At 55.2% G+C, this 14,976-nt stretch carries 12 protein-coding genes; 3 read left to right on the top strand and 9 right to left on the bottom strand.

The window, feature by feature from the left end:
* Nucleotides 1-95 precede the first annotated feature (95 nt).
* The 3 genes from C7H08_RS14415 to C7H08_RS14405 are packed head-to-tail and all read right to left on the bottom strand — an operon-like array spanning nt 96 to nt 3,101.
* Nucleotides 96-1,562 carry a PhnE/PtxC family ABC transporter permease gene (locus tag C7H08_RS14415; RefSeq protein WP_106672942.1) on the bottom strand — a complete coding sequence of 489 codons (1,467 nt, stop codon included), beginning with the start codon at nt 1,560-1,562 and terminating at the stop codon, nt 96-98.
* Nucleotides 1,563-1,581: 19 nt separating this feature from the next.
* Nucleotides 1,582-2,232, bottom strand: coding sequence for an ATP-binding cassette domain-containing protein (locus C7H08_RS14410; protein ID WP_106672941.1), 651 nt, complete (start codon nt 2,230-2,232; stop codon nt 1,582-1,584).
* Entirely contained in the window at nt 2,232-3,101 is an 870-nt protein-coding gene (locus C7H08_RS14405; RefSeq protein WP_106672940.1) for a putative selenate ABC transporter substrate-binding protein, read from the bottom strand. The genes C7H08_RS14410 and C7H08_RS14405 overlap by 1 nt, the downstream gene beginning before the upstream one ends.
* A 185-nt stretch (nt 3,102-3,286) precedes the next feature.
* On the opposite strand from C7H08_RS14405, the gene senB reads away from it, so the two are divergent.
* Nucleotides 3,287-4,267 carry a selenoneine biosynthesis selenosugar synthase SenB gene (senB, locus tag C7H08_RS14400; RefSeq protein WP_106672939.1) on the top strand — a complete coding sequence of 327 codons (981 nt, stop codon included), beginning with the start codon at nt 3,287-3,289 and terminating at the stop codon, nt 4,265-4,267.
* Here senB and selD read toward each other — a convergent pair.
* The 4 genes from selD to C7H08_RS14380 form a co-directional block, all read right to left on the bottom strand.
* The gene (gene selD, locus C7H08_RS14395; protein WP_106672938.1) at nt 4,251-6,527 is read right to left on the bottom strand and encodes a selenide, water dikinase SelD; all 2,277 of its coding nucleotides are present in this window, start codon (nt 6,525-6,527) and stop codon (nt 4,251-4,253) included. The genes senB and selD overlap by 17 nt on opposite strands.
* The gene (locus C7H08_RS14390; protein ID WP_106672937.1) at nt 6,527-7,138 is read right to left on the bottom strand and encodes a helix-hairpin-helix domain-containing protein; all 612 of its coding nucleotides are present in this window, start codon (nt 7,136-7,138) and stop codon (nt 6,527-6,529) included. The genes selD and C7H08_RS14390 overlap by 1 nt, the downstream gene beginning before the upstream one ends.
* A gap of 43 nt (nt 7,139-7,181) precedes the next feature.
* Nucleotides 7,182-7,580 (bottom strand): hypothetical protein, encoded by a 399-nt coding sequence (locus tag C7H08_RS14385; RefSeq protein ID WP_106672936.1) that lies wholly within the window; start codon nt 7,578-7,580, stop codon nt 7,182-7,184.
* Nucleotides 7,581-7,741: 161 nt separating this feature from the next.
* Nucleotides 7,742-9,262, bottom strand: a complete 1,521-nt coding sequence (locus tag C7H08_RS14380; RefSeq protein ID WP_106672935.1) for a bifunctional GNAT family N-acetyltransferase/carbon-nitrogen hydrolase family protein — start codon at nt 9,260-9,262, stop codon at nt 7,742-7,744.
* Nucleotides 9,263-9,421: 159 nt separating this feature from the next.
* On the opposite strand from C7H08_RS14380, the gene C7H08_RS14375 reads away from it, so the two are divergent.
* Nucleotides 9,422-11,308, top strand: coding sequence for a methyl-accepting chemotaxis protein (locus C7H08_RS14375; RefSeq protein WP_106672934.1), 1,887 nt, complete (start codon nt 9,422-9,424; stop codon nt 11,306-11,308).
* Between the two features lie 32 nt (nt 11,309-11,340).
* Here the strand turns inward: C7H08_RS14375 and C7H08_RS14370 are convergent, their stop codons facing one another.
* A complete protein-coding gene (locus C7H08_RS14370; protein WP_227663285.1) occupies nt 11,341-12,282 on the bottom strand; it encodes a hypothetical protein in 942 nt (313 codons plus the stop codon).
* Nucleotides 12,283-12,460: 178 nt separating this feature from the next.
* On the opposite strand from C7H08_RS14370, the gene C7H08_RS14365 reads away from it, so the two are divergent.
* Complete coding sequence (locus C7H08_RS14365) at nt 12,461-13,015, top strand: YiiD C-terminal domain-containing protein (protein WP_106672933.1); 555 nt, start codon at nt 12,461-12,463, stop codon at nt 13,013-13,015.
* Here C7H08_RS14365 and recQ read toward each other — a convergent pair.
* Nucleotides 13,006-14,877: a DNA helicase RecQ gene (recQ, locus tag C7H08_RS14360; RefSeq protein ID WP_106672932.1), complete on the bottom strand. Its 1,872-nt coding sequence runs from the start codon at nt 14,875-14,877 to the stop codon at nt 13,006-13,008. The two genes, C7H08_RS14365 and recQ, sit on opposite strands and share 10 nt — an antisense overlap.
* Nucleotides 14,878-14,976 lie beyond the last annotated feature (99 nt).

The raw sequence follows: 14,976 nt of genomic DNA, 5'->3' as shown, positions 1-14,976 counted from the left end.
GTAACAGCGTGTAACGTGAAAGAGGCGGCAACTGCCATGCAGAACCGGTAAAATTCTCAGAAAGACGGTAGAAATGTGATGGCTATCCCAGCGGTTCAGCAGGTCGGCATAGTTTGCAGAGCCAGTTTGCGGCGAATGTAGCGGCCAAGTATGTCGACGCCGATGTTCAGGGAGGCGGTAATCAAAATGAGGATCATCGCCCGGTCAAACTGGATGTTCTGAATGGCGCTATCGACGTAGAACCCCAGGGTGTAGATACCCAGAATCCCGAGAATGGCGGTTTCCCGCATGATGATTTCCCAGCGGTAAAACAAAAACGCCAGGAACGACCGATACACGCGCGGCACCAGCTCCCAGCTGTAACGGGTAAACCCGGTTGGTGCATCGGGGCGCAACTCGATGGTGTTGGTCTGGCGACCGATCAGGTGGCCGATAATGCCACCGTTATGGAGCGCTAGCGCCACCACCGCAGGCAGCATGGATGGCCCCCAGAGCTGCAGCAGAATGTACGCCAGAATGTATTCCGGGGTAGAGCGGGCGATCACCAGAAAGACATGGCCCGAAGTGCGCCGAACCGGCCCGCCAAAGTGCTTTGAGATCAGGGGGAAGGCTAACAGCGACAATATTCCCGTGGCCACCAGCGCGATTTGGGTCAGTACGATTGTGTTCCAGATGCCGGGCAGGGCTTCTGTCACCATCAGGTCGCCCAGCCAGGTGGAAAGTCCTGCCAGCCCTTCACCATTCCTCAGGGGCGAAGGCACGATATCTTCGGTAAAGAAACGCTCGACGTTGCCCCAGACGATGGGGAAGCCCTCGCCCAGAAAGAAAGGCGCCGCCAGTATGTAAAACGGCAGCAGTTTGGGCTTCACCCAGAGCGGCATGGTAGCGATCAGCACGTAAAACAGGATCAGCATTGCACCGGCGTCAGAATACAGGCCCTGGGAAAAAGACGATTCAAGGTAAAACCCGAGGGTAGGCAGCCCGACAAACCCCAGAATCGCTGATGAACGCAGGCCACATTCCAGGCGGTAAGCCGTGTAAGTGCGAAGCTGTACCCAGCAATCGGGAATGCGGGCATAAAGGAATGCTGCGATCGCGCCAGTGCCGGGCGGCAGCAGGCGTGAAGGTTCCGGATCGGATTCGTCGAGAATTTCAGAATACACTTTGGCGAAGATGCCGGCGTACGGAATCGCAATGGCAAGCACCCCGGTCAGCGGGTGGAAGCCGAAAAACTGCAGAAAGATGAGCGCCCAGAACAGCTCATGTATGGCTCGGATAAAGGCACAAAAAATCCGCACCGGCATGAAGCGATACACCAGCGCCAGCAAGAATCCACAAAGGCTGCCCAGCGTTACCCCGACAAAACCAAAAGCAACGGTGCGCAACAACGCGGTCATCAGACCTTCGGTGCTGAAAAAGTTGGGGGTGGCAACGCCAATAAAGAACTGCCCGAGGTCTCGCCATGGGTTGGCAGTAGTGATGGCAATGTCGGCAATGAACAAGCCGGCCACGGCAATGGCAAAAAATAACAAGCTGACTCGGACGGTTGGATAAGAAAGCATAGTCTGCCGGGTTAGCCTGTCAGTAGAGGGTCATGATGTCAGACGTCCGCAACCTGCTGGCCGGCTGATCCAAGGCCACCTGGCCATCCTGAATACCAACAATCCGGTTGCAGTAGGTCAGCGCCATGTCGACATCATGCAGTGCGATCACGCTGGTGCTGAATCTGTCAGTCAAGGCCTGCATAACCAGGTGCGCCATCGGGCCGTCAAGGGCTGAGATAGGTTCGTCGGCCAGTAGCAAAGGAGCCTGGCGATACAGTGCCCGTGCGATGGCCACCCGCTGACGCTCGCCGCCTGACAAGGTCGCCGCCGGCGTCCACTGTTTGTCGGGAATACCCAGGTCATCCAGCAAGCCACGAATAACGTCACGGTCTTTGCGGAACGGCCGAATCAGCGTTAACGTGTTGTACCACAGAGGGTGCTTGTCGAGTTGGCCCATGAATACGTTATGAAACACGGGCAGGGCATTTACCAGTCCCAGGCCTTGCGGAACCAGCGATGCCTCACGGGTGAGGCGCTCGTAAAGCAGTTTGATCAGGGTCGACTTGCCGGCACCACTTTTGCCGACCAGCGCTACATGCTCGCCCTGCTTTACTGCGAGAGAGAGCGGGCCGATAACCCGCTGTCCTCCAAAGCTTGCGCTCAGACCATCAAAAGCGAAATCTCGCATCAATCGATAATTCCGAGTTCGGAGGCCACACTTCGGATGGGTTCGTAATCGTCGTTTGAGGCAGGAATAAAGCCTTCACGTGGAAAACTTTCCAGCAGTGCCGGATCGTCAAGATTCAACAGCGCCTCGCGGACTTTCTCTTTGAAGCCTTCGCCAAAGCGATCGTCAACGTCACCGCGGATGGTCCACTGGTAATTCGGGAAACCGGGTGTTTTCCAGATGATTTTAACGTCGTTGGTGTTGATGTTGCCGTCTTCCAGTTCCTTTTCCCAGACTTTGTAATTGAGGGCGCCAACGTCATAAGTGCCAGACTCGACCAGTCGCAGGGTACGAGTGTGATTGCCACTGAAACCAACACGACTGAACACTGTCTCGGGCGCCTCGTTAAAACGCTCCCGGATGTGGTATTCCGGAATCAGTCGCCCAGACGTGGAGCCTTTGGAGCCGAAGGTGAAGGTTTTGCCTCGAATGCCTTCAGGCAGTTCGTCAGCGCGGTCCAGTCCGGTGCTTTTGTGAGCAATAAAGTAATTATAAAACGCCTGGTCTTCCACACCTTGGGCCAGGGCTTCAGAGCCGGGCACCAGTGCACGTGCCTGAACGCCGGACAGCCCACCAAACCACGCCAGCTGAACCTGGTTGTTGCGGAATGCGGTGATTGCTGCCGCATAGGATTTTACCGGGATGTAGCGCACGTCTACCTCTAACTGCTCGGAAAGATAATCGGCTATACCCCGGAAACGTTCAACCAGTCGGGTTTCGTCTTCGTCCGGGATAGCGGTAAAGACAAACGTTTGAGCAGTTGCCGTGCTGGTGGCTACCAGCGCGAGAAACCCGGAAACAAGCCATTTCCGTATTTGCTTGATGTTCATGGTGTGTCCTTTTTATACAGTTGCTGAGATAGATGTGTACTGGCGGCCAACTGAATTGACGACGATAAGTTTGGCGCCACAAAGGATAACGCGAATCGCGCCAACTCTGAACCGATATACGGATGAATGCTTTACCCGGAGCACGGCGACATGCAGAATTTCCTAAACTTTTTCTGGCCAGTCTCATGAATATTACAATCGTCACTCCCGCAGGACCTGATTCAAAAGCGGGCAACAGGGCCACCGCCGTGCGCTGGCAACAGTTGCTTGAAGCCAGCGGCCACGAGGTCGCCGTTCGTACCGATTACCACGATGAGCCCTGCGATCTTATGATCGCACTGCATGCCTGGCGAAGTGCCGACACTATCCGCGAGTTCAGCGAGCGTTGGCCAGACAAGCCATTGATTGTGGTCCTGACCGGTACCGATATCTATCACCATCAATTCGAATACCCAGAGCCTACACTTGCGTCCATGGCGTCAGCTCAGGTGTTGATCGGCCTGCACGATCTGGTTGCCTGGGATATCCCCGAACGGTTTCGCAGTAAGCTGGTGACGCTCAGGCAATCTGCTCCGCAACCGACTGTGTATGGTGGTTCAAAGGTTGAGCCCGGGCAACTCAATGTTTGTGTGATTGGTCATCTCAGAGATGAAAAAGACTCCCTGAGAGCCGCCTGGGCCAGCCGGCTGGTTCCGGAAGATTCCCGGATCATTGTTTCCTGTGCCGGCAAACCGCACAACGGCGAATGGCGACAAAAAGCACTTCAGGAAAGCAAAGACAACCCGCGTTTTCACTGGCTCGGTGAGTTAGACAAACCGCAGCTTGAAAACCTGATGGCGGTCAGCAGCCTGATGGTGATCAGCTCAGTGATGGAGGGCGGCGCCAACGTGGTTTCCGAAGCCTGCAGGGCCGGTTTGCCGATATTGGCCTCTGACATTCCCGGTAACCGGGGCTTGCTGGGTAAGGAATATCCCGGATATTTTCCGGTCAAAGACGAAGCGTCTCTGGCGAATCTTATGTATCGGGTGGAAACGAACCCAGAATTTCTCGCGGAGCTGCGGGCCAGGGTGAACGAGCTTGCCGCAAGCTTCACCCCGGAGCAGGAACGCCAGAGCCTGGAAAAGGCCCTGGCGTTGGCGATGGACGCTGTCAGTCCCGAAGTGTGATGGGCTCGATCGCGCCACCGTTATCCTGTGCAGACACGCGGCCGATGATGGCGGTGTGTGGATAGCCCAGTGATTTGAGTTCTCGCACACAGGCCTCGGCAACGGCTTCCGGCACACTGGCCAGCAAGCCACCGGCCGTCTGCGGATCAAAGATCAACGGATAACGTGGGTGATCGACCCAGTCGGCCTGATTACGAATACCCCGGCGCAACCGCACATTGGCCGGTTGTAGGGAGCTGAGTATGCCAGCGGCCACTGTTTCCTCGGCGCCTGGCAGAATCGGTATGGCGGTGAGATCCAGTTCGGCATCGACACCGGACGGCCGGGTCATTTCCACCAGGTGTCCGAGCAAACCAAACCCGGTGACGTCGGTACAGGCCCGCGCACCGTAACGCACCAGGCAATCTGCCGCCGGCTTATTGGACTGCACCATCGATGCAAGCGCCGAATCGATCCAGCGGCCCTTTGCCTCCAGGCGAGCATGGGCGGCAAACAAAGTGCCGGTGCCAATCGGTTTGGTCAGTAGCAACACATCACCCGCGCGAAGGCCGCCTTTGCTCATCACCTTGTCGGGATCAATCAAACCGTTGACCGCAAACCCGAGCGCCAACTCCTTGCCTTCGCCGGTGTGGCCACCCACCAACGCACAGCCAGCTTCGTTAAGCACCTCGACCGCGCCTGACATCATCTGGAACACCGTATCTTCCACTTTCGACTCAATGCCGTAAGGCACAGTGGCGACTGCGGTGGCGCTCTGGGCTTCTGCGCCCATGGCAAAGACGTCGCCTAAGGCGTGATTGGCGGCCACTTTGCCGAACACGTAGGGGTCATCAATAAAGGCGCGGAAGAAATCGACCGTGTGAACCACGGCTAATCCCGGCGGCACCCTCAGCACGGCCGCATCATCCGGTGCGTGCAGACCGATGATGATGTCATCGCGTTCAATCGGGCGCAGTTCACCGAGGGCTCTGGAGAGCACTGTGCTGCCAACTTTGGCACCACATCCACCACAACGCATGGCTACGGCTGAAATTGCCTGAGAGGCTTCCTCCGGATTCTGGGCGGCTGAGGTGTCCGGCAATCGGCCGGTCTCCTCCATGGCCGGAAGGTCGCTGAATTTCTGCATGAACCGGCGATCAATCCAGTCCTTCCAGCGCCATACCCAGGCACCGGAAAAACTATGGTTGCCCCGGGAGGCGACGGCGAACTGATCCCCGGTACTGATCAGTGCCAGCCAGCTTTTTTGGGGGCTGAAGGCCTTGGGCGGTTTACCGAGCGCCATGCGCCTGAGGTTTTCCGCCAGGGGTGGGCCCTGACGGACCGCAAACACCCCGGCTTTCTCACGCGGGTGGTTGACCACGTTGGCAATGTCACCGGCGACAAAAATGTTATCGTCATTTTCCGTCTGAAGGGTATCGCGAGCCCGGATAAACAGGCCGTCGTCCAGTGCCAGTCCGGTGTCGCCAAGCCAGGCCGGCCCACCGGCACGGGTAACCCAGAGCACTTCGTCGGTTTGCAGTGTATGGCCGCCCTCGGTGGTGAGTAATCCTTGCTCAACTTTTGAAACCGCTGCGCCCAAGTGCAGTTTTACTCCGCGCTTGACCAGCTTGTCGCGGAACACAGCTCGAACCTTGGCGTTGTGAGTAGGCAGTATTTCACTGGCGGCGTCAAACAGGTGAAAGTGAATTTGATCCGGATCTTTGCCGCGCCGGGCCAGTTCGTTGCGCAACCGGAACTGCATGGCCAGAGTCAGCTCGACACCGCCGGCACCCGCACCCACCACGGCAATGGTCAGTGGGCCATCGTGGTTTTCTACCCGTGACAACAAGGCCAGCCAACGGGTATTGAATCCGGTGATGGGTTTGACCGGCACTGCGAATTCGGCCGCCCCGGCCACCTCGGCCACGCGCGGTGACGAGCCGATATTGATCGAGAGCAGATCGTAGGGAACCTTTGGTCGACCTTTGCAGATCACTCGCTGTGCAGATCGATCCAGACCGATGACTTCTGTTCGATAGAAGCGGGCACCAGCAAACTCTGCCAGGCGACTCAGATCGATATGAACGTCATCGTAACTGTAATGGCCTGCAACATAGCCGGGCAACATTCCAGAATAGGGGGTATGGGTATCGCGGCAGATCAGGGTTAGCCTTACGCCGGGGACCGGATTCATGGCGAATCGCTTGAGGACCCCGACGTGGCTGTGCCCGCCACCTACCAGGACAATGTCCCGTAATACAGGTTGTTCGGGCGTTTGCATCAGAGTACTTTCTTGGCTTCAGCTGATAGTTCGTTAAACCCTTTGATGCTCTTGAACGCCTCGAGTTTTTGCTTGTCGGCATCACTCGGATTGGCAATCTGTTCAATCGAGGTCAAGCCAGCTTCTTTCATTTTCTTCGCCGTTGCCGGGCCCACACCTTTGATCCGGGTAAGGTCAGTTTTGTCTGCAGGCTTGGCGACTTTGGCGGCTGCGGGTTTCTTGGCCGGGGCCTTTTTGGCCGCAGGCTTGGCAGTTTCAACTTTTTTGGCCGCAGTACCGGCCTTTTTACTGGCTGTGTCGGCCACTTTCTTCACATCTTTGCCGGCTTCTTTGGTCGCAATGCCAAGCTTTTCCAGCAGCGACGTCTGCAGCTCATGGAACTCATTCATCCGGCGTTCGAATTCGTCGTTAAAGCGTTTCATTTCACGCTCACGAAGCTCGTCCATATCTTTAAGCAGTTTGCGAACCGGGTCCTGCACCTGGTGCTGCAGGTGGTCGAACTGCTTCAGGGCATCATTGATCAGGCCTTCGATCTGGGTAGATGTCTTCTCAAATTCCTTGTTCACTTTCTTGACGATCTTATCAACGCTTGGTTTGGCTTTCTTCGCCATCGGATGTCTCCTTACGGATGGGGTGATTAATGGTGGAACAGTATCAGGCTAATTGCTTCATACCCGTTGTAGAGTTTGAACTTCTTCGGGACTTGAGGCTTTGTTTCTTTAGAAGTACTTCGCGAATGCGACGAACTTTGTCGGCCAGAGGTGAATCATCACTGGATTCAAATTGAACGAAATCAATAGAATAGAAGAAATTGCTACAGTGCTTTCTCTTCTCAGTAACCAGGCCAGAGAGACCTTCTGCGCGGATTTCCTCGAAGGGCATGTCCATGATCAGATCAAGGATGATGGTATCACCGGGGTTGAAAAGCTTGTCGGTTTTCATCACGCAGCCATAACTATCCAACTCATAGAGGCGAGCCTCGACTGTTTCTTTGCGAAACAGGCCATGGCGGATGCGAAAACGAGCAACAATATCCGGTAGTTCTTCGTTCATGAAACGATTTCTCTGCCTCTGAGACCAGTCAGATGACTTGAACATTAATTAAACAATAGACGGGCTACGCATTTTTGGCAATCCCATCAGTCAGCTACCGTAACCGTTTCATGGAGCAGGTCAATGTCTGGCCCCGGCTATCGAGGCCAAATCGAACATGGTTACAGAGTTTTCAACTCATAAAGATCGACACGGCGATCTTTCAGATTGGTGACGGAGCCTTCGTTCCGAACCAAAGTGAGTTTCTCAAGATCCATGTCAGAAAACATGATCATTTCCGTATTCGGTGTAGTCTCTGCCATCACAGCATCGTGCGGGAAGGCAAAATCAGACGGCGAGAATACAGAAGACTGAGCATACTGCACGTCAAGATTTTCCACTTTCGGCAGGTTACCAACACTGCCGGTAATGACTACGTAGCACTCGTTTTCGATGGCTCGAGCCTGGGCACAGTGGCGCACACGCAGGTAACCATTTTTGGTGTCGGTCCAAAAGGGCACACAAATGATATCCACGTTCTGGCTCGCAGCAAGTCTGCCAAGTTCCGGAAACTCGATGTCATAACAGATCAGTATGGCGACCCGGCCGGCATCAGTTTCGAACACTTCGAATTTACTGCCACCCTCGATTACCCAGTCTCTACGTTCGTGAGGGGTGATGTGGATCTTTCGCTGCTCGTCTACCCGGCCATCCCGGTGGCAAAGGTAAGAGACGTTGTAAACGCGGTCGTTCTCAATCAGCGGCATGGAGCCGGTAATGATGTTGATGTTGTAACTGACGGCCATATCCGACATTTCGTTGCGGAACTGCTCGGTAAAGCCAGCCAGAAAACGGATCGCGCGGGTTTGATCCATCTGATCGGTCAGGCCCATCAGGGGCGCGTTGAAGAACTCTGGGAACAGCGCAAAGTCGCTTTTATAGTCTGATAAAGCATCAACAAAATACTCAACCTGCTTAAGTACCTCTTCAACCGAGGCAAATTCCCGCATCTGCCACTGCACGGCGCCAAGCCGAACCTGAGTCTTTTTGGTGTTGAGTACAGAAGACGGCGGGGTGTACAGGATATTCCGCCATTCCAGAAGGGTGGCGTAACCGAGTGATTTCTTGTCCTCCGGAAGATACTTGTGCATCAGCCGGGTAACCTGGAAATCGTTGGACAGCTGGAAGCTCAGGATCGGGTCGTAGATTTCTTTACGGTCGACCCGATGGATATATTCTTCCGGTGTGTACTGCTCGGAGTATTTGAAATAGTTGGGTATGCGCCCACCCGCCAGAATCGCTCGAAGGTTCATCGAGCGGCACAGTTCCTTGCGGGCTTCATAGAGCCTGCGACCCAAACGGTAACCCCGGTATTCCGGGTGAATGAACACGTCCAGTCCGTACAACGAGTCGCCATTCTGGTTGTGCCAGAGCTTTTCGTTACGCAGGATTAGGTCGTCATAGGCATGGGGGTTACTGAACCGCTCATACTTTACGCTGACCGTTAATGCGACGGCCACCAGTTGCCCGCTGTCTTCGATACAGATCTGGCCATCCGGGAACTGCTCGACCAACGCTTTAATGGTTTCACTAGGCCAGGCGCCACCGATGTCGTCGTAGACCTCATCCATCAACTCCTGTAGCTGGCTATAGTCGTCAACAGTCAGGTTACGCAGGTTCAGGTGTAGTTCTTCATGGGCCATTCAGGTGCGCCTCCATTACGTGAGCAAGTTGTTGCTTAGGGTGTCAGTCTAACAAACTCTACTAAAGACTTCGCTGCAATTGCCGTTAGCCAATTAGTTTGTGATTACAATCTATGAGAAAGTAACCTAGTTGTTCAGAGCTTGCCGGAGGTAATTCGCTTGAAACCATCTTTTGCCCAAAAGTTGCTCATCGCCGTTGGAGCTCTCATCGTGTTGCTGATGATGGCGTTAACGTTCGCAACCGATGTCCGGCTGAAGTCGACAACAGACCGTTATGTTGATGCGCTGATGCAAGATGCCGTAGCGCAAAGCACGTCGAGTATCTCAGACTGGCTTAACACCCGGCTTGACCTGGCCGAAGCGACCGCTACGGCACTGGAAGACATTCGCACCGACAACACGGCCCGCCTGTTGATGCAGGCCATGACCAGCGGAGGAAACATCAAGGATGTGTATGCCGGAACGGAAAATGGTCGAATGCTGATGAGAAGCCTCGAGGTAGAATCGACGCTGCCCTCAGATTATGACCCGAGGGCTCGCCCTTGGTATCAGGGGGCTCAGCGCCAGGGCAGGGCCTCGTATACCGACCCATACAGAGACGCCAGCAGTAACGAAACCATTATCTCCGCCATGGCACCGATTAACTCAGGTATGTTCAGAGGCGCGGTCGGCATGGATATCGGCCTGGGAACCATCGAGGCAATGCTGTCCACCATTACTCTGGCGGACACGGGTTTCGCGGCCTTGGTAAATCAATCCGGCACTGTGCTTTTTCACCCAGAGCCGACCGTTGTTGGAAAAAATATTTCAGAGGTTATCGGGCTGCAACCTTCTCTTGACGGCAGCGTTTACCAGTTTCGTATGAATGATACTCAGTGGAGTGCGGCCTTACATGCGATCTCGGATGCCCGTGCGGTAGATTGGTATCTCGTTACGTTTGTGAATGAGGACTTGATCAATGCACCGATTGTTGAAGCCAGAGTAGGCGGCTTAACGATCGCCGGCGTTGGCCTGATTATCGCCCTGGTCGCGCTCTATTTCGGCATTCGTGTTCTGATGGCACCTGTGCGTCGGTTGAATGGTGCCATGTCGAGTATCGCTTCAGGTGAAGCTGACCTGACCAGACGTCTGGATGACTCTGCCTCGGATGAATTCGGCAAGCTTGCAGAGAACTTCAACCGATTTGTTGCCAATATTCAACAGGTGGTTCATGAGGTCAAAGAGGGCTGTGATGAACTGGCCGGCAATGTCTCGTCCCTCAGGGAAACCTCCAGTTCCAGTCGGTCCAGCGTAGAGAGCCAGCAAAGCGAGATTGACATGATTGCCACAGCAATCAATGAAATGTCTGCGGCTGCCGGTGAGATAGCCCAGAACGCCCAGCAAACGGCTGAAGCTGCCGAGAATGCCGATCAGGAAAGCCGTGAATCGCTGCAAACTGTAGGAGCCTCACGAGATGCGGTTGCGACGCTCTCAAAAGAGATTGTTGCAGCTGCAGAGGTCATCGATACGCTCGGCAAGGACGTGTCTTCCATCAACACGGTACTTGAAGTGATTCAGGGTATTGCGGAACAAACCAACCTGCTGGCGCTGAACGCCGCCATCGAAGCGGCAAGAGCAGGGGAAGCCGGTCGCGGTTTTGCCGTGGTGGCAGACGAGGTGCGTAATCTGGCCCAGAGAACTCAGGCGTCAACGGGTGAGATCAACGACATGATCGAGCGCCTCAAGAAGGGTGCTAACAATGCCGTTGAGGTGATGAAAGCCTCGACGGCGGTATCCAACGTCAGTATGGAGAAAGCCCAGGATGCCATGGAATCCCTGAGCCGGATCGCCGATGCCATCACCGCCATCAGTCAGATGACCACGCAGATTGCGACGGCGTCTGAGGAACAAACCTCGGTCACTGAAGAACTGAATGCTTCCATTACCCGAATCGCAGACCAGGGCCAGGACGCGGCCAAGGCGGCGAGCGAGAATGATGTCTACAGCGGGCATATTGAAACGATTGGCCACACCCTGAACGAGAAAGTCTCGCGCTTCCGAGTGTAGCGGACGATACGGCCAGGGATGGCCGGTCAGCATTACTGGCCCAGGAACTCCAGTCGGCGCCGAAGATTTTCAAGGGTATGCCTGCCGACATACATGGATTCTTCACTCAGGTAGGGGTTTTCGAGGGTGAGCACCTTGCGGCGCTCCAGACCCAATTCCACCACCGCGCGGCCAAACCAGGTTTTCAGGTAGACCGCAAAGCTGCCATCCTGAATAGCCCGCTCCAATCCCAACTGTAACCGGTGAGCCGCCTCCTGATCGTTGGGTGCCACAAACAGGTAGGATGGCATCGGGTACGCGAGTAACAGGTCAGGCTCAATAACCAGATCATCCGCCTGATTGAGCTCCAGGTCGAACATCACTTCGCTGATGCCCCGGGCAAAGCACTCAAAGCGCTCGTTGCGCAGCATCCCGAACAGAATTTCATAGCGAGTGTGAGTGATCACGTTGATACCGTTGGCTTCGAGTATCGGGGTGTCTGGCCAATGGGCGCCCTGGCCAATCCGGATATTACTATTTTGCAAATCTTCAATGGTATTAATGTCTTGAAACAACGACAGGTTCTTGGGTAACACCAGACACACCCGGAATCCGAGCAGTCCGCCGTCGACGGGCAGGGGCACCGGGTTGAGATACGCTTCACGCTCAGAACTGGTCGCGACATTGGCAATGTCGACCAGGCTACTATTGTTATTCGCCAATTCTCTCAACACTCGGCCCTGACTGAGCTCTACGCTGCGGATCAAATCGTAACTGCCATACTCCGAGGTTTTGCTTAATGCCAGCTCGACCAGTGACCGTATGGCGGGGTTGTCGTAGTTGCGGTACCAAAGAATAAAGCTGCGATGGCCCTCAGATACTTCCGTTACCATTTCTGGTGCGGCCGACACAGTTGCCGGCGCGATTAGTGTTAAAGACACCGCCAGCAGGCAGACACCTAGCGCTGATTTTCCTTTCTGGTAACGTGAAACCACGCGGTAGTCCTTTAATGACGCAGGAAAAGAAGAACCTTGCCTGCAGATCGGAATGCCCCTTCACTTTAGAACACTTTTTGATATTCGAACGATACAACTATCAAAAAAACTGAAAAAGCTTCTTGAAGCGGCGGTGCTGCGCTGCAATTATCGCTCTCAAATCAAAAGGAACCTGTGTATGGCAATCATCGATACGCTCATCGGCACTGCTGGCCAGTGGGTCACCACAAGCAATCCTAAAGCGACCCTGTTACAGCCTCTGGACTGGCTCAAGAAAACCGGAAGTTATGCGGCGGTAAACCGGCTGATCGGTTTGGCCATTCCGTTCGCCCCCCGCAATGGCTTCAGCGTTGAAGAGATGCGGCCGGGTTATGTCCGGGCAAAAATAAAATTGAAGGGCAATAAGAACCACTTTGGCAGCTTGTACGCGGGCGCCTATTTTCTGGTTGCAGAGATTCCGGGTGGCGTGATGGCGTTGTTTGATTTGGGCGCTGCCTACACACCCATTCTGAAGGAAATGACACTGGAGTTTTTGCTGCCAGCCAACTCAGACGTGACTGTTGAGTTTGCCCTGCCGCCGGAGGCCGTAGCGGCCATTCTGGCGGATGCGGACGCCACCGGGCGGGCCAAATTTACGTTGGAGGGCATTCTTCGGGATGAGAAAGGCAACCACGTGGCTACCTCTCTGGCCCAATACCGGGTTCGCAAGAAAGGCTTTCAGGCTCAGGCCTGAGCAATCTCACGCAGCGTTTGCAAAAACACTTCGCCGTATTTTTCCAGCTTCGCTGCCCCTACGCCACTGACCTCCGCCAACTGTTCCAGACTGTCGGGGCGGCGTTCAAGCATGTCGAACAGGGTGGTGTCGTGAAAAATCACGTAAGGCGGCACCCCCTGTTTGTCGGCCAGTGCCTTGCGGCAAGCTCGCAGGGCTTCCCAGCCGTTATGATCGGTAATCTGATCACGCACATCTGAGCCGGCGCGCTTGCCAGACGATTTCGACGACGCGGTCTTTTTGACGACCGGGTCTTTACGCAACTCGATGGTCTGACTGCCCTTCAGCAGGGGGCGGCACAGTTCCGTCAGCTGTAAGGCGCCATAGCCTTCCGGGTCGGCTCTGAGGTAACCGTTCGCCACCAGCTGGCGGTAGACCGATTTCCAGTCGTTGGCGGACAGATCGGTGCCGATGCCATAGGTCGAAATAGCCTGATGGCCCGATTGCAGAATTCGTTCGTTTTCTGAGCCCCGCAACACATCAATCAGATAGTTCACGCCAAATCGCTGGCCGGTACGATAGACACAAGACAGGGCTTTCTGCACCGCCACTGTGCCATCCCAGGTTTCCGGCGGGTTCAGGCAGGTATCACAGTTGCCGCAGGGGTGCTCCATGGCATCATCAAAATAGCGCAGCAGCACCTGCCGGCGGCACTGGGTGACTTCGCACAGGCCAAGCATGGCATCCAGTTTCTGGCGCTCGACCCTCTTGAACTGATCATTGCCCTGAGACGCTTCGAGCATTTGGCGCAGTTTGATCACATCCTGCAGGCCATAGACCATCCAGGCGGTCGACGGTTTGCCGTCACGGCCGGCACGGCCGGTTTCCTGATAATAGGCTTCCAGGCTTTTGGGCAGATCCAGATGGGCAACAAACCGCACATCGGGCTTGTCGATACCCATGCCAAAGGCAATAGTGGCGACAATAATGATGCCGTCTTCCCGCAGAAAACGGTCCTGATGCCTGGCTCGCAACTGGGCGTCAAGACCGGCGTGGTAGGGCAGGGCTGTGTAGCCTTTGCTCGCCAGTAATTTCGCGGTGGCATCTACCTTGTTGCGGGACAGGCAATAAACAATGCCGCAGTCATCCTGATGTTCAGCCTTAATAAAGTCCAATAACTGTTTGTTTGCATTAGTTTTTGGGGTGATTCGATATTGAATGTTGGGGCGATCAAAGCCGCTGATGAAGTGCTTGGCCTGAGTCAGCGACAAACGTTCAGCGATTTCTTTCCGGGTACGGTCGTCGGCTGTTGCCGTCAATGCAATGCGCGGAATTCCCGGGAACTCAGCAGCCAGCATACTCAGCTGCAGGTAATCCGAGCGGAAGTCGTGGCCCCACTGGGACACACAATGGGCCTCATCGATGGCAAACAAGGACAGCGAGGCGTTGTGCAGAAGTTCGATGGTGCGCGGCTGAATCAGTCGCTCGGGCGCGCAGTAGAGTAGGTCGAGCTCGCCGGTCATCAAGGCGTATTCGGTTGCCCGGGCTTGTTCATAGTCCATGGTGGAGTTCAAAAACGCAGCGTTTACGCCAAGCTCCCGAAGTGCCGTCACCTGATCTTGCATCAACGCGATCAGGGGCGAGACGACGATCGCCGTGCCCGGGCGTACCAATGCCGGAACCTGATAGCAAAGCGATTTACCGCCACCCGTGGGCATCAGGACCAGAGCATCACCACCGTTAACCACCTCGCGAACAATATCGCCCTGCAAGGGCCGAAAACTCTCGTAGCCAAAGACTTCGTGCAGCACCTGGTCCGCGTTCCGATTGGTGGCGGAGGGTGGCTCGCGGGTCAGCCGGTCGAAATCCTGGTCCGGATACATGGTTGTCTTCAGCCTTTGAGAGGGGGTGAAATTCGGGTTCGAATGATAGCAGATCCTGCCCGGGGATTGGTCAACAGGCCATTTCGGTGGAGGCAAAAC

Origin of the sequence: Marinobacter halophilus (genome assembly GCF_003007685.1) — a bacterium.
GTDB lineage: Bacteria > Pseudomonadota > Gammaproteobacteria > Pseudomonadales > Oleiphilaceae > Marinobacter > Marinobacter halophilus.
The sequence above is the reverse complement of the archived record's forward strand: the minus strand, read 5'-3'. Positions and strand labels throughout refer to the sequence as shown.

Coding starts and splice junctions, on each gene's coding strand:
- C7H08_RS14365 (WP_106672933.1), top strand. CDS start 12,461: ATGGCAATCATCGATACGCTCATCGGCACTGCTGGCCAGTGGGTCACC.
- C7H08_RS14410 (WP_106672941.1), bottom strand. CDS start 2,232: ATGCGAGATTTCGCTTTTGATGGTCTGAGCGCAAGCTTTGGAGGACAG.
- selD (WP_106672938.1), bottom strand. CDS start 6,527: ATGCAAACGCCCGAACAACCTGTATTACGGGACATTGTCCTGGTAGGT.
- recQ (WP_106672932.1), bottom strand. CDS start 14,877: ATGTATCCGGACCAGGATTTCGACCGGCTGACCCGCGAGCCACCCTCC.
- C7H08_RS14380 (WP_106672935.1), bottom strand. CDS start 9,262: ATGGCCCATGAAGAACTACACCTGAACCTGCGTAACCTGACTGTTGAC.
- senB (WP_106672939.1), top strand. CDS start 3,287: ATGAATATTACAATCGTCACTCCCGCAGGACCTGATTCAAAAGCGGGC.
- C7H08_RS14405 (WP_106672940.1), bottom strand. CDS start 3,101: ATGAACATCAAGCAAATACGGAAATGGCTTGTTTCCGGGTTTCTCGCG.
- C7H08_RS14415 (WP_106672942.1), bottom strand. CDS start 1,562: ATGCTTTCTTATCCAACCGTCCGAGTCAGCTTGTTATTTTTTGCCATT.
- C7H08_RS14385 (WP_106672936.1), bottom strand. CDS start 7,580: ATGAACGAAGAACTACCGGATATTGTTGCTCGTTTTCGCATCCGCCAT.
- C7H08_RS14390 (WP_106672937.1), bottom strand. CDS start 7,138: ATGGCGAAGAAAGCCAAACCAAGCGTTGATAAGATCGTCAAGAAAGTG.